General features: G+C 71.0%; 20 protein-coding genes and 1 pseudogene. 8 read left to right on the top strand and 13 right to left on the bottom strand.

The genetic code is table 11. From position 1 onward, the window contains the following. Nucleotides 1-31: 31 nt before the first annotated feature. From pyk to pta, 3 genes are all read right to left on the bottom strand, one after another. Nucleotides 32-1,456, bottom strand: coding sequence for a pyruvate kinase (pyk, locus tag ACZ56U_RS12435; RefSeq protein WP_391232698.1), 1,425 nt, complete (start codon nucleotides 1,454-1,456; stop codon nucleotides 32-34). Between the two features lie 120 nt (nucleotides 1,457-1,576). After that, nucleotides 1,577-2,797: an acetate kinase gene (locus tag ACZ56U_RS12430; RefSeq protein WP_469083995.1), complete on the bottom strand. Its 1,221-nt coding sequence runs from the start codon at nucleotides 2,795-2,797 to the stop codon at nucleotides 1,577-1,579. Further along, complete coding sequence (gene pta / locus ACZ56U_RS12425; RefSeq protein WP_469083994.1) at nucleotides 2,794-4,899, bottom strand: phosphate acetyltransferase; 2,106 nt, start codon at nucleotides 4,897-4,899, stop codon at nucleotides 2,794-2,796. Before pta ends, ACZ56U_RS12430 begins: the two co-directional genes overlap by 4 nt. Nucleotides 4,900-5,113: 214 nt before the next feature. Here pta and ACZ56U_RS12420 point away from each other — a divergent pair, with 214 nt between their 5' ends. Continuing rightward, a complete protein-coding gene (locus ACZ56U_RS12420; protein ID WP_469083993.1) occupies nucleotides 5,114-6,139 on the top strand; it encodes an ATP-dependent 6-phosphofructokinase in 1,026 nt (341 codons plus the stop codon). Between the two features lie 8 nt (nucleotides 6,140-6,147). Here the strand turns inward: ACZ56U_RS12420 and ACZ56U_RS12415 are convergent, their stop codons facing one another. The 4 genes and pseudogenes from ACZ56U_RS12415 to ACZ56U_RS12400 all read right to left on the bottom strand — a co-directional run. Next, nucleotides 6,148-6,861: an XRE family transcriptional regulator gene (locus tag ACZ56U_RS12415; protein ID WP_469083992.1), complete on the bottom strand. Its 714-nt coding sequence runs from the start codon at nucleotides 6,859-6,861 to the stop codon at nucleotides 6,148-6,150. Between the two features lie 147 nt (nucleotides 6,862-7,008). Continuing rightward, nucleotides 7,009-7,203 carry a hypothetical protein gene (locus tag ACZ56U_RS12410; protein WP_469083991.1) on the bottom strand — a complete coding sequence of 65 codons (195 nt, stop codon included), beginning with the start codon at nucleotides 7,201-7,203 and terminating at the stop codon, nucleotides 7,009-7,011. A gap of 8 nt (nucleotides 7,204-7,211) precedes the next feature. Then, complete coding sequence (locus tag ACZ56U_RS12405) at nucleotides 7,212-8,069, bottom strand: helix-turn-helix domain-containing protein (RefSeq protein ID WP_469083990.1); 858 nt, start codon at nucleotides 8,067-8,069, stop codon at nucleotides 7,212-7,214. A 739-nt stretch (nucleotides 8,070-8,808) separates the two neighbouring features. Continuing rightward, nucleotides 8,809-8,892, bottom strand: a pseudogene (locus tag ACZ56U_RS12400) (carbohydrate ABC transporter permease); the annotation flags it as partial. 75 nt (nucleotides 8,893-8,967) lie between these two features. Between ACZ56U_RS12400 and ACZ56U_RS12395 the strand changes: the two are divergent. Continuing rightward, on the top strand, nucleotides 8,968-9,516 hold the full coding sequence (locus ACZ56U_RS12395) for a hypothetical protein (protein ID WP_469083989.1): 549 nt from the start codon (nucleotides 8,968-8,970) through the stop codon (nucleotides 9,514-9,516). Here ACZ56U_RS12395 and ACZ56U_RS12390 read toward each other — a convergent pair. After that, nucleotides 9,503-10,192, bottom strand: a complete 690-nt coding sequence (locus tag ACZ56U_RS12390; protein WP_469083988.1) for a response regulator — start codon at nucleotides 10,190-10,192, stop codon at nucleotides 9,503-9,505. The two genes, ACZ56U_RS12395 and ACZ56U_RS12390, sit on opposite strands and share 14 nt — an antisense overlap. Then, nucleotides 10,189-11,988 (bottom strand): sensor histidine kinase, encoded by a 1,800-nt coding sequence (locus ACZ56U_RS12385; protein WP_469083987.1) that lies wholly within the window; start codon nucleotides 11,986-11,988, stop codon nucleotides 10,189-10,191. Before ACZ56U_RS12385 ends, ACZ56U_RS12390 begins: the two co-directional genes overlap by 4 nt. A gap of 152 nt (nucleotides 11,989-12,140) precedes the next feature. Here ACZ56U_RS12385 and ACZ56U_RS12380 point away from each other — a divergent pair, with 152 nt between their 5' ends. Beyond that, a complete protein-coding gene (locus ACZ56U_RS12380) occupies nucleotides 12,141-13,523 on the top strand; it encodes a cation:dicarboxylate symporter family transporter (RefSeq protein WP_469083986.1) in 1,383 nt (460 codons plus the stop codon). 234 nt (nucleotides 13,524-13,757) lie between these two features. Here ACZ56U_RS12380 and ACZ56U_RS12375 read toward each other — a convergent pair whose 3' ends face one another. Then, a complete protein-coding gene (locus ACZ56U_RS12375; RefSeq protein WP_469083985.1) occupies nucleotides 13,758-14,375 on the bottom strand; it encodes a TetR/AcrR family transcriptional regulator in 618 nt (205 codons plus the stop codon). A gap of 132 nt (nucleotides 14,376-14,507) precedes the next feature. Here ACZ56U_RS12375 and ACZ56U_RS12370 point away from each other — a divergent pair, with 132 nt between their 5' ends. Further along, on the top strand, nucleotides 14,508-16,175 hold the full coding sequence (locus ACZ56U_RS12370; RefSeq protein ID WP_469083984.1) for an MFS transporter: 1,668 nt from the start codon (nucleotides 14,508-14,510) through the stop codon (nucleotides 16,173-16,175). 135 nt (nucleotides 16,176-16,310) lie between these two features. Here the strand turns inward: ACZ56U_RS12370 and ACZ56U_RS12365 are convergent, their stop codons facing one another. After that, nucleotides 16,311-17,231 (bottom strand): aldo/keto reductase, encoded by a 921-nt coding sequence (locus tag ACZ56U_RS12365; protein ID WP_469083983.1) that lies wholly within the window; start codon nucleotides 17,229-17,231, stop codon nucleotides 16,311-16,313. A 1-nt stretch (nucleotide 17,232) separates the two neighbouring features. Beyond that, entirely contained in the window at nucleotides 17,233-18,144 is a 912-nt protein-coding gene (locus ACZ56U_RS12360; protein WP_469083982.1) for an NAD-dependent epimerase/dehydratase family protein, read from the bottom strand. Between the two features lie 111 nt (nucleotides 18,145-18,255). Between ACZ56U_RS12360 and ACZ56U_RS12355 the strand changes: the two genes are divergently transcribed. From ACZ56U_RS12355 to ACZ56U_RS12340, 4 genes are all read left to right on the top strand, one after another. Beyond that, nucleotides 18,256-18,699: an Lrp/AsnC family transcriptional regulator gene (locus ACZ56U_RS12355; protein WP_469083981.1), complete on the top strand. Its 444-nt coding sequence runs from the start codon at nucleotides 18,256-18,258 to the stop codon at nucleotides 18,697-18,699. 29 nt (nucleotides 18,700-18,728) lie between these two features. Then, the gene (locus tag ACZ56U_RS12350) at nucleotides 18,729-19,118 is read left to right on the top strand and encodes a MerR family transcriptional regulator (protein WP_469083980.1); all 390 of its coding nucleotides are present in this window, start codon (nucleotides 18,729-18,731) and stop codon (nucleotides 19,116-19,118) included. Then, nucleotides 19,115-19,429 carry a thioredoxin family protein gene (locus tag ACZ56U_RS12345; protein WP_391232675.1) on the top strand — a complete coding sequence of 105 codons (315 nt, stop codon included), beginning with the start codon at nucleotides 19,115-19,117 and terminating at the stop codon, nucleotides 19,427-19,429. The genes ACZ56U_RS12350 and ACZ56U_RS12345 overlap by 4 nt, the downstream gene beginning before the upstream one ends. A gap of 153 nt (nucleotides 19,430-19,582) precedes the next feature. Beyond that, on the top strand, nucleotides 19,583-21,796 hold the full coding sequence (locus ACZ56U_RS12340; protein WP_469084276.1) for a HelD family protein: 2,214 nt from the start codon (nucleotides 19,583-19,585) through the stop codon (nucleotides 21,794-21,796). On the opposite strand, the gene ACZ56U_RS12335 is transcribed toward ACZ56U_RS12340, so the two are convergent. Then, entirely contained in the window at nucleotides 21,793-22,593 is an 801-nt protein-coding gene (locus tag ACZ56U_RS12335; RefSeq protein ID WP_469083979.1) for a hypothetical protein, read from the bottom strand. The two genes, ACZ56U_RS12340 and ACZ56U_RS12335, sit on opposite strands and share 4 nt — an antisense overlap. Nucleotides 22,594-22,659: the final 66 nt, after the last annotated feature.

Below are 22,659 nucleotides of genomic sequence, written 5' to 3'. Positions count from 1 at the left end.
GCCGTACAGGGGCCCTCGCGGGCCCGTGTCCCTACTTCTCGCCGCCCAGGTGGTGGACGCGGACCATGTTGGTGGTGCCGGGGACGCCGGGGGGCGAACCGGCGGTGATGATGACGATCTCGCCCGGGTGGAAGCGGTTGAGCTTGATGATCTCCTGGTCCACCAGGTCGACCATCTCGTCGGTGCTGTTGACGAACGGCACGACGTGCGACTCGACGCCCCAGCTGAGGGCCAGCTGGTTGCGGGTGTTCTCGTCGGTGGTGAAGGCGATGATCGGCTGGGACGCGCGGTAGCGGGAGAGCCGGCGGGCCGTGTCACCGGACTGCGTGAAGGCCACCAGGCCCCGGCCGCCCAGGAAGTCGGCGATCTCGCAGGCGGCGCGGGCGATCGAACCGCCCTGCGTGCGCGGCTTCTTGCCGGGGACGAGCGGCTGGAGGCCCTTGCTCAGCAGCTCCTGCTCGGCCGCGGCGACGATCTTCGACATCGTCTTGACGGTCTCGATCGGGTAGGCGCCCACGCTCGACTCGGCGGACAGCATGACCGCGTCCGCGCCGTCCAGGATCGCGTTGGCCACGTCGGAGGCCTCGGCGCGGGTGGGGCGGGAGTTGGTGATCATCGACTCCATCATCTGGGTCGCCACGATCACCGGCTTGGCGTTGCGGCGGCACAGCTCGATGAGGCGCTTCTGCACCATCGGGACCTTCTCGAGCGGGTACTCGACGGCCAGGTCACCGCGGGCCACCATGACGGCGTCGAACGCCATCACGACGTCCTCCATGTTGTCCACCGCCTGCGGCTTCTCCACCTTGGCGATGACGGGGACCCGGCGGCCCTCCTCGTCCATCACCTTGTGGACGTCGGCCACGTCCTTGGCGTCGCGGACGAAGGACAGCGCGATCATGTCGGCGCCCATGCGCAGCGCGAAACGGAGGTCCTCGACGTCCTTCTCCGACAGCGCCGGCACGTTGACGGCGGTGCCGGGCAGGTTGATGCCCTTGTGGTCGGAGACGACACCGCCCTCGATGACGATCGACTTGACCCGGGGGCCCTCGACGTCCAGGACCTTCAGCTCGACGTTGCCGTCGTTGATGAGGATCTGGTCACCGCGCGAGACGTCGCCCGGCAGGCCCTTGTAGGTGGTCCCGCAGATCTGCTTGTCACCGGGGACGTCCTCGGTCGTGATGACGAACTCGTCACCGCGCTCCAGCTCCACCGGGCCCTCGGCGAAGGTCTCCAGACGGATCTTCGGGCCCTGGAGGTCGGCGAGGACACCGATGGCCCGGCCGGTCTCCTTGGCGGCGGCCCGGACGCGGTCGTACCGCCCCTGGTGTTCGGCGTGCGTGCCGTGGCTGAAGTTGAAGCGGGCCACGTTCATGCCGGCTTCGATCAGGGACACGAGCATTTCGTGGGAGTCGACCGCGGGGCCGAGAGTACAGACGATTTTCGAACGGCGCATGGGGCGATCCTATCGGTTTGTTTCGCTACGGAATATTCCGTCTGGTGGAAGAGACAAATGGGCGGCCGGGCGCTCAGGCGTGTTACTGACGTGTAATTGCTCAGCTGCTCCGATATTCGCTCAGGTGCTCTTTTCGACCAGCGCGTAGGTCTGTGTCGCGATCTCCAGTTCTTCGTCGGTGGGCACCACGGCCACGGCCACGCGCGCGTGCTCGGGGGAGATCAGCCGCGGCTCGTCGCTCCGTACGGCGTTGAGCTCGCCGTCCACCGCGAGCCCCAGCTCCTCCAGGCCCGCCACCGCAGCCTCTCGTACGGGACTCGCGTTTTCCCCGACTCCGGCTGTGAAGGCGATCGCGTCCACCCGGCCGAGCACCGCGTAATAGGCGCCGATGTACTTCTTCAGACGGTGAATGTAGATGTCGAAGGCGAGTTGCGCCTGTTCGTCACCCTCGTCCACCCGGCGGCGGATCTCCCGCATGTCGTTGTCCCCGCACAGCCCGATCAAGCCGCTCTTCTTGTTGAGAAGAGTGTCGATCTCGTCCGTGGACATTCCGCCAACGCGCGTCAAATGGAAGATGACGGCCGGATCCACGTCTCCGGATCGCGTACCCATCACGAGCCCCTCCAAAGGCGTCAGCCCCATGGAGGTGTCCACGCACACACCGCCGCGCACGGCGGAGGCCGACGCCCCGTTGCCCAGGTGCAGCACGATGACGTTCACCTCCTGCGGCGACCTGCCCAGCAGCTCGGCGGTGGCCCGGGAGACGTACGCGTGCGAGGTGCCGTGGAAGCCGTAGCGCCGGATGCGGTGCTCGTCGGCGGTGGCGACGTCGATCGCGTAGCGGGCGGCCGACTCCGGCATCGTCGTGTGGAACGCGGTGTCGAAGACGGCGACCTGCGGCAGGTCGGGGCGCAGTGCCTGGGCGGTGCGGATGCCGGTGAGGTTGGCCGGGTTGTGCAGCGGGGCGACCGGGATCAGCCGCTCGATCTCGGCGAGCACCGCCTCGTCGACGACCGTCGGCGCGGTGAAGGTCTGCCCGCCGTGCACGACCCGGTGGCCGATGGCGGCCAGCTCGGGGGAGTCGAGGCCGAGCCCGTCCTTGGCCAGCTCTTCCGCCACGGCCTTGAGCGCGGCGTCGTGATCGGCGATCGGGCCGCTCCACTCCCGCGCCTGGCCGCCGCCGGCCAGGGGCGTGTGCTTGAGCCGGGAGGACTGCTCGCCGATGCGCTCGACGAGCCCCACGGCCAGCCGGCTGCTGTCGCTCATGTCGAGCAGCTGGTACTTCACCGAGGAGGAACCGGAGTTGAGGACCAGGACGCGGGTGCCGCGGGACGAGCTCACTGCTGGGACGCCTTCTCGCTGGGGGTCGGGGCGGGGGACTGGGCCTGGATCGCCGTGATGGCGACGGTGTTGACGATGTCCTGGACGAGCGCGCCCCGGGACAGGTCGTTGACCGGCTTGCGCAGGCCCTGGAGGACCGGTCCGACGGCGATCGCGCCGGCCGACCGCTGCACGGCCTTGTAGGTGTTGTTGCCGGTGTTGAGGTCGGGGAAGATCAGCACGGTCGCCTGCCCGGCCACCTCCGACTCGGGCAGCTTGGTCGCCGCGACCGTCGGCTCGACGGCGGCGTCGTACTGGATCGGCCCCTCGATCCGCAGGTCGGGCCGCCGCAGCCGGACCAGCTCGGTCGCCTCGCGCACCTTGTCGACGTCGGCGCCCGAACCCGACGTACCCGTGGAGTACGACAGCATCGCGATCCGCGGGTCCACCCCGAACTGCTCGGCGGTGGCGGCCGCCTGGATGGCGATGTCGGCCAGCTGCTCGGCGTTCGGGTCGGGGTTCACGGCGCAGTCGCCGTACACCAGCACCCGGTCGGCGAGGCACATGAAGAAGACCGACGAGACGATGTCGGCGTCCGGCTTGGTCTTGATGATCTCGAAGGCGGGCCGGATGGTCGCGGCGGTGGAGTGCACCGAGCCGGAGACCATGCCGTCGGCGAGTCCCTCCTGGACCATCAGCGTGCCGAAGTAGTTCACGTCGCTGACCACGTCGTACGCCAGCTCCACGGTCACGCCCTTGTGGGCGCGCAGGGCCGCGTACTTCTCGGCGAAGGCGTCCCGCAGCTCGCTGGTGGCCGGGTCGATCAGCTGGGCGTGGCCGAGGTCGATGCCGAGGTCGGCGGCGTTCTTGCGGATCTGGTCGACCGGGCCGAGCAGGGTGAGTTCGCAGACCCCGCGGCGCAGCAGCACCTCGGCGGCGTGCAGGACACGGGCCTCGGTGCCCTCGGGCAGGACGACGCGGCGCTTGTCGGAGCGGGCCTGCTCCAGCAGCTTGTGCTCGAACATCATCGGTGTGACGCGGTCGTTGCTGGGCGCGGAGACCCGCTTGAGCAGGTCGCCGGTGTCGACGTACCGCTCGAACAGGCCGAGCGCGGTCTCCGCCTTGCGCGGCGTTGCCGCGTTCAGCTTGCCTTCCAGGGCGACGAGTTGCTCGGCCGTCGGGAAGCTCATGCCCGGGACCGACAGGACCGGGGTGCCCGGGGCGAGGCGGGCGGCGAGGGTGAGGACGTCGTCGCTCGGCACCTCGTCGAGGGTGAGCAGGACGCCCGCGATCGGCGGGGTGCCGGCGCTGTGCGCGGCGAGCGAGCCGACGACCAGGTCCGCGCGGTCGCCCGGGGTCACGACCAGACAGCCCGGCGTCAGCGCGCCCAGCAGCTTGGGCAGCATCGCGCCGCCGAAGACGAAGCCGAGCGCGTCCCGGGCGAGCCCGGAGTCGTCGCCGAGCACCACCTTGGCGCCGAGGGCCTGGCCGATCTGCGCGACGGTCGGCGCGGACAGGGCGGGCTCGTCGGGCAGCACGTAGCAGGGCACGGGCAGCCGGGAGGAGTCCAGCCGCTCGGCGATGAGGTCCCGGTCCTCGCGGGCCACCCGGTTGGCGACCATGGCGAGGACGTCGCAGCCCAGGCCGTCGTAGGCGCGGTAGGCGTTGCGGGTCTCGGCGAGCACGGACTCGGCGCTCTGCCGGCGTCCGCCCACGACGGGGATCACGGACGCCCCGAACTCGTTGGCGAGCCGCGCGTTCAGCGACAGCTCGTCGGGGAGCTGGGTGTCGGCGAAGTCGGTTCCCAGGACGAGGACGACGTCGTAGTCACGGGCGACGCGGTGGAACCGGTCCACCAGCGTGGAGACCAGCTCGTCCGTGCCCCGCTCGGCCTGGAGCGCGGACGCCTCGTGGTAGTCCATGCCGTAGACCGTCGTGGGGTCCTGGGAGAGGCGGTAACGGGCGCGCAGCAGTTCGAACAGACGATCGGGGCTGTGGTGGACGAGCGGCCGGAAGACACCCACCCGGTCGACCTGGCGGGTCAGGAGTTCCATGACCCCCAGCTCGACGACCTGGCGGCCGTCGCCGCGGTCGATTCCGGTCACGTACACGCTGCGGGTCACGCGTGCTCTCCGTTCCAATGAGGGGTCGGTCGCAAACGGGAGGGTCCCCCACGAGGGGCACAAAAATCGCCCACCGAGGTGAGCAGAACCCTCTTGACAATACCTCTCGCGCTGGATAAGGCGCCCGTCAGGTGCGGGGGCGGCGGTGCCGTGTGGGACGTGAAACAATCGGACTGGCTCACCGGTATCAACAGCGAGCAGGAGACACAGCACGATGCGTATCGGAGTTCTCACCGCAGGCGGCGACTGCCCCGGCCTGAACGCAGTGATCCGGTCGGTCGTGCACCGAGCGGTCGACAACTACGGCGACGAGGTCATCGGCTTCGAGGACGGCTACTCCGGCCTGCTGGACGGCCGTTACCGCGCCCTCGACCTCGACAGCGTGAGCGGCATCCTGGCCCGCGGCGGCACCATCCTCGGCTCCTCCCGGCTGGAGCGCGACCGCCTGCGCGAGGCCTGCGACCGGGCCGAGGACATGGTTGCGGAGTTCGGCATCGACGCGCTGGTCCCGATCGGCGGCGAGGGCACCCTGACGGCGGCCCGCATGCTGTCCGACGCGGGCCTGCCGGTGGTCGGCGTCCCGAAGACCATCGACAACGACATCTCCTCCACGGACCGGACCTTCGGCTTCGACACGGCCGTCGGCGTCGCGACCGAGGCGATGGACCGCCTGAAGACGACCGCCGAGTCCCACCAGCGGGTGATGGTCGTGGAGGTCATGGGCCGCCACGCGGGCTGGATCGCGCTGGAGTCCGGCATGGCGGCGGGCGCGCACGGCATCTGCCTGCCCGAGCGTCCCTTCGACCCCGCCGACCTGGTCAAGATGGTCGAGGAGCGCTTCGCGCGCGGCAAGAAGTTCGCGGTCATCTGCGTCGCCGAGGGCGCGCACCCCGCCGAGGGCTCCATGGACTACGGCAAGGGCGAGATCGACCAGTTCGGCCACGAGCGCTTCCAGGGCATCGGCACGGCATTGGCGTACGAGCTGGAGCGCCGCCTCGGCAAGGAGGCCAAGCCGGTCATCCTCGGCCACGTCCAGCGCGGCGGCGTACCGACGGCGTACGACCGGGTCCTCGCCACCCGCTTCGGCTGGCACGCGGTGGAGGCCGCGCACCGGGGCGAGTTCGGCCGGATGACGGCGCTGCGCGGGACGGACGTCGTGATGGTGCCGCTCGCGGAGGCGGTCACCGAGCTGAAGACGGTGCCGAAGGACCGGATGGACGAGGCGGAGTCGGTCTTCTAGCCGGGCGGCTAGCCGGTGAAGGCCTGGACGTTCGTCCAGAAGCGGTCGACGATCCCGTCGAGGAAGTCGCGGCCCGAGTGGCTGGAATCACCCGCCGCGCTGCCCTCGCCCCAGCTCAGAGTCGCGACCATCTGCCCCTGGTACTCCTGGTGCAGCTCCTGGAGGACGTCCTCCAGGAGCCGCCGGTCCAGAGGCACGATCTTGCTCACCGGGCGGACATAGGCCTGCCAGCGGGTGGTGACGGCGCTGCGGAGGTGGTCCGCCAGCCGCGCCTCCCGCCCGGTGACGGTGACGAAGTCCGGCAGGGCCAGGTCGAGCACCTCGGCGAGCGCGGCGGACTGCCGGTCGTTGCCCCGCCAGTCGTTGTTCTCCTCCATCCGCAGGTACGCGAGAAGTTCGAGGCCGAGAGCGTGGGCGACGTCCTCCGGGGCGAGGCTCTGGCTGATCCGGTGCTCGCGCAGGGTGCGCGGCTTGCCGATGAGCTCGCCCGGGGAACACCACAGCACGCCCGCGAGGGCGGTCAGCTCGGGGCTGGTGGGGTTCGCCACGCCCCGTTCCCAGGCGATGACGAGGTCCGGTGTGACGTAGGGGAGCCCGTAGGAGGCCCGCAGGCCGTAGGCGACATGCTCGGGCCCCATACCCAGGGCGGCACGGAGCCGGCGGGCGGCGGGGGCGTTGAAGGGAGGGCCTGGCTGGTTGGGGAGGGCTGGGGGTCGGCGCACGGGCACAACGTAGGGGCGTCCGGGTGCTGTGACTACGGTCTGTTCGGCCAGGATCACGGATTGTAGGAACATACGGTTTCGGCCCCGGGCGGGGTGGCTGAGATCGCCTGTCGGGGTGCCGGTAGCGGGGGCCGGGGCGGGGGGGCGTCAGAGGAGGTGGTCGGCTTTGCCCGCCTTGATGTCCCGGATGAGGGTGGCCAGGGCTTCGCGGGTGTCGGTGAGAGGTTCGTCCTCGCGGCCGGCGATGGCTATATAGGCGTTGCCGGTGGTGTCGGTGCCTATACGGAAGCAGTTGGCGCCCTCGCCGCAGAAGGGTTCTTCCCAGGTGATGTCGGCTTGCATGAGGGCTCCTAGAGGTCGTTGGCGAGGGCGCGGATGAAGGTGAGCGAGGCGTCCGGGGTGAGTGCCACAGCCTCGGCGGCGTCGAGTTGGGCTCGGTACTTGGCGAGTTGGGCTTCCGTGTCGATGAACTCCGGCCCGTGCGTGCTGTCCAACTGCACGGTGTCGAGGCGGGGGACGGCAGCCTCGGCGTAGGTCACGGACTGTCCGGCGCCGGGGAATCCGCCCGCCTTGAAGGGGATGATCCGTACGGTGACGGAGTCCCGCTCGGACATGCGCAGCAGGTGCTCCAACTGCCCCCTGGCCACCGAGGGTCCGCCGAACTCCATGCGGAGGGCGGCCTCGTGGATGATCGCGTCGAGGGCTGGGGGCTGCGGCTCGGAGCGGTCGAGGAGCTGCTGCCGGTCGATGCGGTGTGCCGCGCGCAGTTCGATCTCCGCCTGGGGCAGTGGAGGGATGACGGCGGCGAAGACGGCCCGGCCGTGCTCCTCGGTCTGGAGGAGCCCGGGCATGTGCACGGTTGTGGCGATGCGTAGGCGTGTGGCGTGCCACTCCAGCTCGGCGATGTCCAGGAAGTCGTCGCGGAGCTGACCTCGGTACGCCTCCCACCAGCTCTTCTCGCGGCTCCCTGTCATGGCGACGAGCGCCTCGACGAAAGCTTCGTCGGCGCAGCCGTAGTTGGCGGCGAGTGTGCGTACCCGCTCGGGGCTGATGCCGGAGCGGCCGGACTCCATGTTGGGCACGTTGGTGCGGGGGACGTGCAGCAGTCCGGCGGCGCGCTCGGTTGTCATTCCGGCCGCGATGCGCATCCTGCGCAGCTCCTCACCGAGGCGCCGCTGGCGTTCCGTCGGTGTGCTCCTCGGCGGCATGTGTCCCCTCGGGTCGGGCTGTTGACGGGGTCAGTCTGCCTTCGGGGCGAGGAGTTGGTCCAACGGGAGTCCCGGGGAGAGTAGTACGTGTACTCCCGCAATGCGCTACATTCGGTGACGAGTCGCTTACGGCGTGATGCGCCCGGAAGTGCATCGCGCGAGCCTGCCCGGGTTCGTGCGACAGGCCACCGGGTGGGGCGTCAGCCGTCCAATGCCCGCCGTCATCAAGGGAGTTGCCATGTCCTCCGTGCTGTCCTTCTCCGCCTGCCCGCTCTCCGACGACGTACGGGAAGCCGCGCCGCCGTCGCCCGAGTCGCTTGCGTACAGCCTCACGTTGCCTGCTGGGCCGATGAGTTCGAGCGTTGCGCGGGCGGCGACTCGTGTTGTTCTTCAGGCGCACGAGCTGGAGGACATGGCCGACGCCGCCGTGCAGGTCGTTGCCGAACTTGCCGCCTGCGCTTGTCGGTTCACGCCCGGGGCCGATGTGTATGTGTCGCTGCGGTTCCGGGACGGGGCGTTGCGGGTCAGCCTCTATGACGGGCATCCGCGGCACAGTCATCCTCGGCTCGTGGAGGCGTGCGATGGGCGGAGGCGGGCCGCGCTGCGGGTGTTGGGGTGCGTGGTGCGGGCCTGTCAGGGGGAGTGGGGGTTCGGGGAGGCTCGGGAGCCTGGGGGTGGGACCCGGATGTGGGCGGTTTTGCCGCGGGTGGGGGTGGCGGGGGGATGGGTGGGTTAGGGCCGGCACCATGATCGCGGTGATCGGCAGGCTCGTCGCGAAGAGGAGCGTCAGGAGGAAGGGGTGGTTCAGGCGGGAGCGGAAGCGGCGATGGCGGCGCCGCCACCGCGGGCCGCGTCGCTCCCCTAAGGTACGGGGCAAGTGACCTGCGAAGGAGGACGTATGACGCACCCTCAGGACGTCACCGTCGGGCAGCTGCTCCTCGCCGAGTACCACACCGTCAAGGACGAGCAGAAGACCCGGATCGGCTTCCGCGACAACCTCCTCTACGTCACCCTCACCATCGTCGCTGCGGTCATCGCCGCCACCGCCCAGGCCAAGCGCCCCGACATGCTCCTCGCGCTGCCGCCGGTGTGCGTCGTGCTCGGGTGGACGTACCTCGTCAACGACGAGAAGATCTCCGCGATCGGCAGGCACGTACGTCACGACCTGGGGCCGAGGCTCGCCCAACTCGCCGGCGCCGAGCGCGCGTTCAGCTGGGAGACCGTTCACCGCTCCGACTCGCGCCGCCGTCAGCGCAAGGTCATCCAGTGCGGGGTCGATCTCCTGGCCTTCTGCGCCGTCCCCCTCGCCGGCCTCTCCGTCTACTGGGCGGCGGGCGGGACCAGTGCCGGGCTCGTCGTCCTGTCGCTCGTGGAGGCGCTCAGTATCCTCGGGCTCGCGGTCCAGGTCGTCCTGTACACGCAGCCGTTCGGGCCTACGGCCCCTTGACCCACCGGTACTGCAACTCCGGTCGCCCCACCGTGCCGTACTGCGGGGCCCGCGCCGCCCGCCCCGCGTCCACCAGGTGCTCCAGATAGCGCCGGGCGGTGATCCTGGATATCCCCACGACCTCCGCCAGGCCGGTGGCCGTGAGGCCTCCCGCGGAGTCCCGCAGGGCCACGGTCACCCGTTCCAGGGTGGGGGCGCTCAGACCCTTCGGCAGGGCCGCCGGGCCGGGGGCCCGGAGCGTCGCCAGAGCGCGGTCCACCTCGTCCTGGCCGCTCGCCTCGCCCGCCGCCGCGTGGAACTCGGCGTAGCGCACGAGCCGGTCCCGCAGCGTGGCGAAGGTGAACGGCTTCAGCACGTACTGGACGACGCCCAGTGAGACTCCCTCGCGTACGACCGTCAGGTCCCGCGCCGACGTCACCGCTATCACGTCCGCCTGATGGCCGGCGGCGCGCAGCGACCGGGCGAACTGGAGGCCGTGCACATCCGGGAGGTGCAGGTCCAGCAGGAGGAGGTCGACCGGCGTCCGGTCCAGCAGGCGTCGCGCCTCCGCGCCGGTGTGCGCCTTGCCCACGGCGGTGAAGCCCTGGACCCGGTTGACGTACATGACGTGCGCGTCCGCGGCGACCGGGTCGTCCTCCACGACCAGGACCCGGATCGGCTGTGGCTGGGTCGTCATGCGTCGCCTCCGGAAGCGGTGCCTCGCGTACCGGCGCTCTCCGGCAGCGGGGCACGGGGCCCGGTGCCCGGCGGTTCGGCTGCGTCCGCCACGGCACCTGTCGTCGACGCATCCTCGGTCACACCGTCGCCCACCGCACGCCCGGCCCCCACGGACCCGGCTTCGGCGGACCCCTCACCAGCAGATCCGGCCCCTGCGGCGCCGCCCCGCAACGGCATCCGGACCTCGAACTCCGCCCCGCCCCCGGCGGCCTCCGCGACCGTCAGCGTTCCCGCGTGGCGGGTCACCGCCTGCCGTACGAGGGCCAGGCCCAGACCGCGGCCGCCGGGCCCCGCCGGTTTGGTCGAGAAACCGCGCTCGAACACCGCCTCGGCGTGGGCGGGGGCCACGCCCGCGCCCGTGTCGGAGACGCGGAGGACCAGTTCGTCGGTGCCGCCCGTGTAGGCCGTCACCGTCACCCGTGCGCCCACGCTGCCCTGCGCCGCGTCCACCGCGTTGTCGATCAGGTTGCCGAGGATCGTCACCAGGTCCCGCGGCGGCAGGGACGGCGGCAGCAGACCGTCGTCCAGGCGGCTGTCCTGTGACACCACCAGCTCCACGCCCCGCTCGTTCGCCTGGGCCGTCTTGCCCAGGAGCAGGGCGGCCAGCACCGGTTCGCTCACGGCGGCCACGACCTGGTCGGTCAGGGCCTGGGCCAGCTCCAGTTCGGCCGTGGCGAAGTCCACCGCCTGCTCGGCGCGGCCCAGTTCGATCAGCGAGACGACCGTGTGCAGCCGGTTCGCCGCCTCGTGCGCCTGGGAGCGCAGCGCCTGGGTGAAGCCGCGCTCGGAGTTCAACTCACCCATCAGGGACTGGAGTTCCGTCACGTCGCGGAGTGTGACGACCGTGCCCCGGCGGTCCCCTCCCGACACCGGGGAGGTGTTGACCACCAGCACGCGGTCCGCCGTGAGGTGGACCTCGTCCACGCGCGGTTCCGAGGCCAGGAGCGCGCCGGTGAGGGGGGCGGGGAGGCCGAGTTCCGCGACCGAGCGGCCCACCACGTCGTCGGCCACGCCCAGCAGCTCACGGCCACCGTCGTTGATCAGCGCCACCCGGTACTGGCCGTCCAGCATCAGCAGTCCCTCGCGTACGGCGTGCAGCGCGGCCTGCGTGTAGTCGTGCATGTGGCTGAGCTCGGTGGCGTTCATCCCGTGGGTGTGGCGGCGCAGCCGGGCGTTGACGGCGTACGTCCCGATCGCGCCCAGCGCGAGGGCGCCCGCCGCGACCCCCAGCAGGGCCGTGAGCTGGCCCTGCACCCGCTGGCTGATCGCCTCGACCTTGATGCCGGCGCTGACCAGGCCGACGACCCGGCCGTCCTCCTCGATGGGGGTGACCGCGCGGACCGAGCGGCCGAGGGTGCCGGTGTAGGTCTCGGTGAAGGAGTGGCCGGCGAGGGCGGGGCCGATGCGGCCGAGGAACTTCTTCCCTATCTCCGACTCGGTGGGATGGGTCCAGCGGATGCCGGCCGGGTTCATGATCGTCACGAAGTCGACGTCGGCGTCGTGCATCACCCGCAGCGCGTACGGCTGGAGTCTCGCCGAGGGGTCCGAGGTGTGGATCGCCTCCCGGACCGAGGGGGAGTCCGCGACCGCGCCCGCCACCGCCATGGCCTGGCGGCCCGCCGCGTCCTCGGCCTGGCCCCGGTCGCTGACGTAGGTGAACAGCGCGTACCCGGCCACGAGGACCGTGATGAGCACGGCCTGCATGGCGAACAGCTGACCGGCCAGGCTGCGCGGTCTCGGGACGCGGATGTGCATGTCGTCAGTGTGCCTCCGACAGTAAGTGTGAACTAAATGAACGGAAGGGTGACCGCCCTCACAGGGCAGGAGATAGTCACGGCATTCCTCTAGAGCCCGGACGTGAGCCGCACGCCGGTGACAACCGACGAAGACGTCAAAGGAGGGCAGCCGTGGCCGCCAGCACACCCGCACCCGCATCTGCCGCACCCGCCAAGCGGGACCGCACCCACTATCTGTACATCGCGGTGATCGTCGCGGTCGCCCTCGGCATCCTGGTCGGCATGGTCGCGCCGGACTTCGCCGTCGAGCTGAAGCCCATCGGTACGGGCTTCGTGAACCTGATCAAGATGATGATCTCGCCGATCATCTTCTGCACGATCGTGCTCGGCATCGGCTCGGTACGGAAGGCCGCCAAGGTCGGCGCGGTCGGCGGTATCGCGCTCGCCTACTTCATGGTCATGTCGCTGGTCGCGCTGGGCATCGGCCTGGTCGTCGGCAACCTGCTGGACCCGGGCACCGGCCTCGCGGTGACCGACGCGGTCAAGGACGCCGGGCACGCGCAGGTCGACGCGGAGGCCAAGGACACCACCGAGTTCCTGCTCGGCATCATCCCCACCACGATGATCTCCGCGTTCACCGAGGGCGAGGTCCTGCAGACCCTGCTCATCGCGCTGCTCGCCGGGTTCGCGCTCCAGGCCATGGGCTCCGCCGGGGCGCCGGTCCTGCGCGGTGTCGAGCACATCCAGCGCCTGGTCTTCCGCATCCTCGCCATGATCATGTGGGCCGCGCCGATCGGTGCCTTCGGCGCCATGGCCGCCGTGGTCGGCTCCGCGGGCGTGGACGCGCTCAAGGACCTCGCCATCCTGATGCTCGGCTTCTACACCACCTGTTTCCTGTTCGTCTTCCTCGTGCTCGGCACGCTGCTGCGGGTGATCGCGGGCCTGAACATCCTCACGCTCTTCAAGTACCTCGGCCGTGAGTTCCTGCTGATCCTGTCCACCTCGTCCTCCGAGTCCGCGCTGCCGCGGCTCATCGCGAAGATGGAGCACCTGGGCATCAGCAAGCCCGTCGTCGGCATCACCGTCCCGACCGGCTACTCCTTCAACCTCGACGGCACCATGATCTACATGACCATGGCCTCCCTGTTCATCGCCGACGCCATGGGTACGCCGATGTCGCTCGGTGAGCAGATCCCGCTGCTGCTCTTCCTGTTCGTCGCCTCCAAGGGCGCCGCCGGTGTCACCGGTGCCGGTCTGGCCACGCTGGCCGGTGGTCTGCAGTCGCACAAGCCGGCCCTGGTGGACGGTATCGGCCTCATCGTCGGCATCGACCGCTTCATGAGCGAGGCCCGCGCCCTCACCAACTTCGCGGGCAACGCCGTCGCCACGGTCCTGATCGGCACCTGGACCAAGGAGATCGACCGCGAGCGCGTCGACCAGGTCCTCGCCGGTCATCTGCCCTTCGACGAGAAGACGCTCCTCGACGACGGCCACGGGCCCGCCCCGGCGAACGTGCCGGAGCAGGGCGGCGAGAAGGAACTCGCCAAGGCCTAGATCCCGCCGGGGAAACAGACTCCGGGCGGCTGAGTAGCTCCCCCGTCGCTCAGCCGCCCGGGCCAGACCCCACCGCGGCGCGACGCGATCGCGCTGCCTGGCCGTCAGCCAGGTCGCGCAGCCGCCTGGGCCCCACGCCGCCGTGGCGCGACGCGATCGCGCTGCCGGGGCAGCACCTGGCGCCGCGGCACCAGGTCGCTCAGCGGCTCGGGCCCCACCCCGCCGCGGTACAACTCAATCGCTCTGCTTCGCCACCAGCTCGGTGGCACGAGAGGCGGGTACGCCCGCCGCGGTCAGTACGGTGACCGCGGCGGAGCGGCCCGCCTCCTCGGGTGCCAGGAGGCCGTCGTTGACCGCCTCCATCACCGCGAAGAGCAGCTGTTGGTGGACGTACGCCAGCGCCGGCGCGGGCAGCGGGGAGGTGAAGACGCCCTCCTCCAACCCGCGCTCCAGCAGCTCCTCGCAGGCCTCGCGCACCGGCGCGAGCCGTTCCCTGATGCCCTGCATCGTCACGCTGCGCTGGGCCAGCGCGACCAGGATGCGATAGCGGTCGGCGACCTCCCAGATCGCCAGCGTGGCACCGGCCAGCGCCCGCGCCGGGTCCTCCGCGCCCGCCCGCCCGGCCTCCTGTGCGGCCGCCACCGCCTCCACCGCACCGTCGACGAGGGTGCCGACCAGCGCCTCGCGGTTCGGGAAATGGCCGTAGACGGTCCGCCGTACGACACCCGCGGCGCGCGCGATCTGGTCCATGGACGCGTCGGGGTCGCGCAGCAGCTCGGCGAGCGCCACCTCGAGGATGCGGCGGCGGTTGGTGTCGGCTCGGCTGGTGTTACCCGTGGTCATGAACGCCATTGTGCCCTCTCGGTCGTCGACTTGCACAGTGCTGTGCAACAGGCGTACATTGCACAGCGTTGGGCAAATGCACAGTGTTGTGCAAGTCCGTTGTCGAACACAGCCAGTCCGCTGAGGAAGGCCACCCCTGCCATGCGACTCGTCATGACCGAACCGGTCGAGAGGATGAACCGCCCCTACGCCCGGCGTTGGTGGGCGCTCCTGGTCCTGTGCCTGAGCCTGCTGATCATCGTGATGGCGAACACCGCCCTCACGGTCGCCGCGCCCGCCATGACCGAGGACCTCGGTCTGTCCAGCGCGGACCTCCAGTGGGTCATCGACGGCTACACCGTCCCGTACGCCGCCCTGATGCTGCTGCTCGGCGCGATCGGCGACAAGTACAGCCGCCGCGGCGCCCTCCTGCTGGGCCTCGCCGTGTTCGGCGCCGGGTCCGTCTTCGGGTACTTCGCCGACAGCGCCACCACGGTCATCGCGGCCCGCGCGGTGATGGGCCTCGGCGCCGCGATGATCATGCCGGCGACCCTGTCGCTGCTCGCCGCCACCTTCCCGCGCGCCGAGCGCGCCAAGGCGATCACCGCGTGGACCGCCACCTCGGGCGTCGCCATCGCCGCCGGTCCGCTGGTCGCCGGCGCGCTGCTGGAGAACCACGACTGGACCTCGACGTTCCTCATCAACGTCCCCGTCGCCGCGCTCGCGATCGTCGGCGCCCTGGTGCTCGTACCGCCGTCCAGGGCGACGGCCAAGGGCCGGATCGACTACGTCGGCGGCCTGCTGTCCGTGGTCTGGATCGGCTCGCTCGTCTACATGATCATCGAGGGCCCGCACTTCGGCTGGCACGCCAGGGCGATCACCGCCGCGGTGGTCGCGGGTGCGGGACTGGTCGCCTTCGTCGTCTGGGAGCTGCGCCACCCGCGCCCCGTCGTCGACGTCCGGCGCTTCACCGACCGTGGCTTCGCCGGTGCCAACCTCGCCGTCGCCCTGTTCTTCCTCGCCGTCTTCGGCGCCTTCTACTACCTCACCCAGCACCTGCAGTTCGTCCTCGGCTACAGCGCCCTGGAGACCGGCCTGCGCATGCTGCCGCTGGCCGGCGCGGTCTTCGTCGGCTCGGCCCTGACCGGCTTCCTCACCCCGCGGGTCGGCATGAAGTGGACGGTCACCACGGGCATGGTCGGCGGCACGGCGGCGCTCGCGCTGCTCACCCAGGTCGACGCGAGTTCGTCGTACGGCGACTTCGTGGCGCCGCTGATCGTGCTCGGCCTCGCGATCGGCCTCGCCCTCTCGCCCGCGACGGACGCGATCATGGGCGCCTTCCCCGAGTCCGAGCTGGGCGTCGGCGGCGCGGTGAACGACACCTCGATCGAGCTCGGCGGCTCGCTCGGCATCGCCATCCTCGGCTCGCTGCTGGCGACCTCGTACTCCGGCCACCTCGCCGACGCCACGAGCGGCAGCAAGCTCTCCGCGTCGACGCTCGACACCGCGCAGGACTCGGTGGGCGCCGGGTACGCGGTCGCGCAGGGCATCGGCGAGCGGGCGCGGCAGGTCGCCGGGCAGGCCGCGAAGGCCACGGACCCGCAGCAGGCCGAGCAGTTGAAGGCGCAGGCCGACCAACTCGCCACCGGTGCCCGGCAGATGGCCGACGCGGTCGGCTCGTCCTTCTCCGACGCGGTCGCGCACACCAGCCTGGTCGGCGCGGTGGTCCTCGGCGTCGGCACGGTGCTGGTCGCGGTGCTGCTGCCGGGGCGCAAGAAGGACGAGGCGACCGTCGAGCAGCCCGAGCGGGAGAAGGAACCGGTCGGCTGACCCACCGAACCCTCACCCCCGGCTACCAGCGTGCCGCGTCTGTTCCCATCAGACGCGGCACGCACGTCGGTGGAGGCGGCGGGGGACGCTGATCGGCCGGGACCGGCGGAGCCGCGCGTGTTGCGGTGGTCTTCGTCACGTCCCCTCGGTGGCGGTCCTGTCCCCCGAGGGTGTCCCCACGCCCGGCCCACCCCCCAACCGCTTCAACTCCTCGGTGCTCAGCACCAGTTCCGCCGCCCCCGCCGAGTCCCGGATCGACTCCGGTCGGCTTGCCCCCGGGATCGGGATCACACCCGGGGAGCGCGCCAAGTGCCAGGCCAGGCAGACCTGTTGAGGGCTGACCCCGCGTTCGGCCGCCACCTCGTGGAAGGCGCCGAAGCGACCCGTCCGGGACAGTCGCGACGGTCCGTCCAGCGAGCTGCGCGAGATGCCGCCGAGCGGACTCCACGGCAGGAACGCCAGATTGAGTTCCGCGCACAGCCGCAGTTCGGCCTCGCTGTCGCGCACCGCGGGGGAGTACCGGTTCTGCACCGAGACCAGCCGGTCGCCCAGGATCGCGTGGGCCACCCGGATCTGCCCGGCATCCGTGTTGGAGATGCCGGCCAGCCGGATCTTCCCCTCGTCGAGCAGCTCGCGCAGCGCGCCGACGGACTCCTCGAAGGGGACCGCGGGATCGGGCTTGTGCAGCTGGTAGAGGCCGATCGCCTCGACACCGAGCCGTCTCAGGGACGCCTCCGCGGCCCTCTTCAGATGACCGGGGTCGCCGTTCACCGTCCAGTCGCCGTCGGCCGTCCGGCCCCGGCCGCCCTTGGTGGCCACCAGCACCTCGTCGGGGGCGCCCGCGACGGCTCGGGCCACGAGCCGTTCGTTGTGGCCGGGCGCGGCGCCGGGCAGGTGGTAGGAGTCCGCCGTGTCCAGAAGGGTGACCCCCGCGTCCAGCGCCGCGCGCACCGTGGCGAGCGCGCGCCGCTCGTCCGGGCGGCCCTCCAGGGACAGCGGCATCACGCCGAGCCCGACGGCGCCCACCTTCAGCGGGCCGAGAGTGCGGTACCGCATGTCAGTCGCCCTTCCCGAGGGTCTCGGTGACCGCCGTCGGCAACCACTGCCGTGCGGTGCCGAAAGTGAAACCGAGGCGTGTGGCACGGGAGTTGTCCATGCCGTAGGAACGGAAGAAGGAGAACGGGGAGACCTCGCCGACCTCGACGAGCTGGAGCACGACCTTGCCCTCGGGTAGCCGCGCGGCCACCGCCTCGCACAGGTCGACGGTGGTCAGCGAGCCGTGGGAGGCGGCGTTGACGGGACCCGTGAACTCCGCGCCGGCCGTCCACGCCAGGAAGTCGGCGATCTCCTCGACGTGGATGTAGGTGGCGGGCTGGTCGGCGAAGGGCACCGCGATCGGCTCGGCGGCCCGGATGCGGGTGGCGTAGTGGTCGAGGCGGCCGGTGAAGTCGTCGGCGCCGCCCAGCACATGGGCCACGCGGACGGCCGTGTACGGGAAGTCCGGGGCGGCCGCGAACACCGCCTCGGCCTGCCGCTTGCCCTCGCCGTAGTGGGAGTCCAGGAACTCCGGTTCGTCCCAGGGGAGTTCGAGGTCGACGGGCACGGTCAGCGGGTCGACGGCGTCCTCCCGGACCGGCGCGATGGAGTCCTCGTACTCGTACACCTCGACCGTCGAGGTCATCACATAGCGTCCGGTGCGCCCCGCGAACACCCGGCGGGCGATCTCCGCCTGCCGTGGGGTGTAGCAGACCTGGTCGACCACGACGTCGAACGTGCGCGGACCGAGCGCCGCGGCCAGGGCCCGCTCGTCGTTCCGGTCGGCGACGAGGTGGGCCGCGCCGGGCGGCGGGCCGGACGAGCCGCGGTTGAGCACCGTCACCCTGTCCCCGGCGGCCAGCAGCCGCGTGATGAGCCGCTTGCCGAAGTAGCGGTTGCCGCCGATGACCAGTACCTCTCGTGGCTTTTCCATGACCATAATTCTCCCGGCGTACATCCACGTTCTGAAGGGGGAACCATGGGAGTCCCGGCCGGAGTGCCAAAAGAACATCGGCAGTTTCGCCCGGCCACCAACGAAACCTCGGTGGCCTTCGACACGCTGGACCGGCAGATTCTGGAGCTCCTCCAGACCGACGGCCGGATCAAGCTGAGCGAGCTCGGGCGCCGGGTCCGGCTGAGTCCGGCGGCGGTCACCGAACGGGTGCGGCGCCTGGAGGCGGCGGGTGTTATCAGCGGGTACGGGGCCCATGTCGTCCCGGGCCGGCTCGGCTACGGCATCCAGGCGTTCATCCGGGTCAGCCCGCACGGCGGCTACACCCTGAAGCACCCGAGGACGCTGGAGCTGATGGAGAGCCCGGAGATCACCGAGGTGCACCACGTGGTCGGCGAGGACTGCTGGATCCTCAAGGCCGCCGTCCGGGACACCGTCCATCTGGAGGAGGTCCTGGAGCGGGTGTCGGCGCTCGGGCGGACGACCACCTCGATCGTGCTGACCTCCCCGGTGGAGCGCAAAGCCCTGTTGCCTTGACGTCGGGGTCAAGGCTTACGTTCGTGGACATGCGAATCGGCGAGCTGGCCGCACGGGCCGGGACCACCACGCGGACGCTGCGGTACTACGAGTCGCGCGGGCTGCTGCCCGCGCGGCGCGGCGGCAACGGGTACCGGACGTACGACGAGAGCGATCTGAGGCTGCTGCGGCAGATCAGGACGCTCCAGGACTTCGGGTTCGACCTGGAGGAGACCCGGCCCTTCGTGGAGTGTCTGCGCTCCGGGCACCCCGAGGGCGACTCGTGCCCGGCGTCGATCGCCGTCTACCGGCGCAAGCTGACGGAGCTGGACGAGCTGATCGGCGAGCTCCAGGCGGTGCGGGCGCAGATCGGCGTCCGGCTGGCGGCCATGGCCGGTGACGAACCACCGAAGTGCGAACTGGGAGGGCAAGAGCTGTGATCGATGTGACGGACGCGGATTTCGCGACGGAAGTGATCGGATCGGAGAAGCCGGTGCTGGTCGAGTTCACAGCGGACTGGTGCCCGCCGTGCCGGCAGATGGGACCGGTACTGCGCGCCCTCGCCACGGAGGAGGCCGACCGCCTCAAGGTCGTGCAGTTGAACGTCGACCAGAATCCCCTGACCACGAATGCCTACAAGGTGCTCTCGATGCCCACCTTCATGGTCTTCCGCGACGGTGAGCCGGTGAAGGCCATGGTGGGCGCCCGCGCCAAGCGCCGCCTGCTGGAGGAACTGTCCGACGTGATCTGATTCCCCGCACACAAAGAATCCCCCCGGCAATTGCGCCGGGGGGATTCTTTTGCTTAGAATCAGTGATTCGCGACTTTACGGGAATGAGGTCGCGAAGAAGCTCAGTAGGCACAGTATATCGGCGTGGGAGTGGAATTGTCAAACAGCGATGAAATTCGCGGTGAGCAGGAATTCATCGACACCCTGTACGCGCACGTCGACGCCCTGCGCGGCGACACCGAGTCCGCCGTCACGGACGCGCTCGCCCAGGGCAACACGCCCATGCAGGCCCGGCTGGAGCGGGACATCCTGGTCGCCGAGCGCTCGGGGCTGCTGGCCGCGCTCAACGCGGTGGACGGCTCGCTGTGCTTCGGCCGGATCGACCTCACCTCCGGGACCAGCCACCACATCGGCCGCATCGGTCTGCGCGCCGACGACGCCGACCGCACCCCGATCCTGATCGACTGGCGGGCCGACGTGGCCCGGCCGTTCTACCTGGCCACCGGGCACACCCCGATGGACCTGCGGCGGCGCCGGCACATCAGCACCGAGGGCCGCCGGGTGACCGCCCTGCACGACGAGCTCCTCGACCTCGGCGACCAGCGGCGCACCGGCCACGAGGACCCGACCGGCGACGCCGTGCTGCTCGCCGCACTGGACGCCGCGCGCACCGGCCGTATGCACGACATCGTGCAGACCATCCAGGCCGAGCAGGACGAGATCATCCGCGCCCCGCACCGCGGCGTGCTGGTGGTCGAGGGCGGCCCCGGCACCGGCAAGACGGCCGTCGCCCTGCACCGGGCCGCGTATCTCCTGTACGAGCACCGCGAGTTGCTGGCCAAGCGTGCCGTCCTGATCGTGGGACCCAACCCCGCCTTCCTCGGCTACATCGGCGAGGTGCTGCCCGCCCTCGGCGAGACGGGCGTGCTCCTCGCGACCGTCGGGGAGCTGTTCCCCGGTGTGAAGGCCAAGGCCGCCGACAGCCGGGCGGCGGCCGCGGTGAAGGGCCGCGCCGACATGGCGGACGTGCTCGCCGAGGTCGTACGGGACTGGCAGTCGCTGCCCGATCCGGTGATCGCGATCGAGCACGAGCGCGAGATCCTCATGCTCGACGACGACCTGGTGCGGGTCGCCCGGGAGCGCACCCGCGCCGCCGGGCTGCCGCACAACGTGGCCCGTGAGCACTTCGAGGGCCACATCCTCAACACCCTCACCGAGTTGTACGCCGAGCGCGTCGGCACCGACCCCTACGACGGCTCCAACCTGCTCGACGCGAGCGACATCACCCAGATCCGGGACGAGATCGCCGAGAACCGTGAGGTCTGGGCAGCCATCGAGCAGTTGTGGCCCCGGCTGACCCCGCAGCGCCTGGTCGCCGACTTCCTCGCCGATCCGGTGGGCTACCTCCCCGACGAGGACGCGGCCGCGATCCGCCGCCCGGTGACCCGGCACTGGACCGTCTCGGACGTACCGCTGCTGGACGAGGCCGCCGAACTGCTCGGCGTGGACGAGCGGGTGGCGCGGGCCCGGGCCGAGCGCGAGCGGGAGACCCAGGTCGCCTACGCACAGGGCGTGCTGGACGTTTCCTACGCCTCCCGGACCTACGAGTTCGAGGACATCGACGACGAGGAATCCGAGGTGCTGTCCGCGCACGACATCATCGACGCCGAGCGGTTCGCCGAGCGGCAGGAGGAGGACGACCACCGCAGCGCCGCCGAGCGCGCGGCCGCCGACCGCACCTGGGCCTTCGGGCACATCATCGTCGACGAGGCGCAGGAGCTGTCGCCGATGGCCTGGCGGCTGCTCATGCGGCGCAGCCCGACCCGCTCGATGACCCTGGTCGGCGACCCGGCGCAGACCGCGGAGGCGGCCGGCGTCGGGTCCTGGCAGAAGATCCTCGAACCGTATGTCGAGGACCGCTGGGAGCACACCCGCCTGGGCGTCAACTACCGCACCCCTGCCGAGATCATGGACCTCGCGGCGGCCGTCGTACGCGCCGAGAACCCGGACTTCGAACCGCCGAGCTCGATCCGTTCGACGGGGGTACGGCCATGGGTGCGCGCCACCGACGACCTGCTCGGCGCCGTGGCCGAGGCGGTCGAGGAGCTGACCCCGGCCGAGGGACGGCTCGCGGTGATCGCCCCGCGCCATCTGCACCAGAGGCTCGCGGCACGGCTGGACGGGGTCACGGCGGACACCGAACCCGACCTGACCCGGACCGTCGTACTCCTCGATCCGCGCCAGTCCAAGGGCCTGGAGTTCGACTCCGTGCTGGTGGTCGAGCCGGGTCTGTACGGCACGAGCGATCTGTACGTGGCGCTGACCCGGGCCACCCAGCGACTGGGCGTGCTGCACACCGGGCGGCCGCCGAAGGCGCTGGCCGGCTAGGACGAGGGGGAGTGCGTCGGGTGCAGGGACGGGGACAGGGGCTCCAGGGACGCGCACAGGGTGGTCGGGAACGACGGTTCCCGGTCCTGCACGGCCTGGCAGCCCCCTGTCGCGGTCCGGAAGAACGGCTTCCAGCCCGCCTCCTCGGCCTGGTAGAACCAGCGGTCGCCCAGCTGGGACGTACAGGCGCCGTCGGCCGGGTCGCCGCAGACCGGGCCGGTGCGCCAGGAGATGTCCAGGACCAGCCACCTGCCGTCGCAGCGCTCGGCGTCGCGGTAGGTGTGCGCGGGGGCGCCGACCGCTATGAGCGCCTGTTCGTAGGAGTCGGTGGTGCAGCCGGTGGCCGGCGGGGTGCAGCCCAGGTCGCCGCAGAGCCGTAGCGCGGGCGGATCGGCGCCCTCGGTGGTGAAGACGGTGCCGGGGTAGCCGACCACCAGCTCGCGGTCTCCCAGCGGCTCGGGGAGCTTGACCCGTGCCTTCGCCGTGGTCGTCCGCGTGCAGCCGGAGCGCCGGTCCCCGGACGGCGAGGTGAAGGTGACCTGGACCCCCACGGTGTTCGCGACGGGCTCGGTGAGTACCGCCTTGAGGTCGCGCACACACGGGCGCGGGCCGCTCGGCACGTCCGAGGCGATGGTCACCGTCCGCTGGTCCGCGGCGAGTTCGGCGCCGGTGACCCGGATCGGCGCAGACAGCGTCCACGACAGGGCGGTGGCCGACGGTGCGCTCTCCCGGCCGGCCACCTGTGTCCCGCACGCGCCGAGGAGCAGGACGGCGACCGCGCAGAGCACGGCGGCCACACCCGTCCCACCTCTTCCCGAGGACCGCATGTGCCTCAACTCCCCAGAGCGCGCCCGGCGTCGACC

The organism is Streptomyces sp. NPDC034103 (assembly GCF_055575395.1).
Note: the sequence above shows the minus strand (reverse complement) of the source record. Positions and strands in the feature narration are given on the sequence as shown.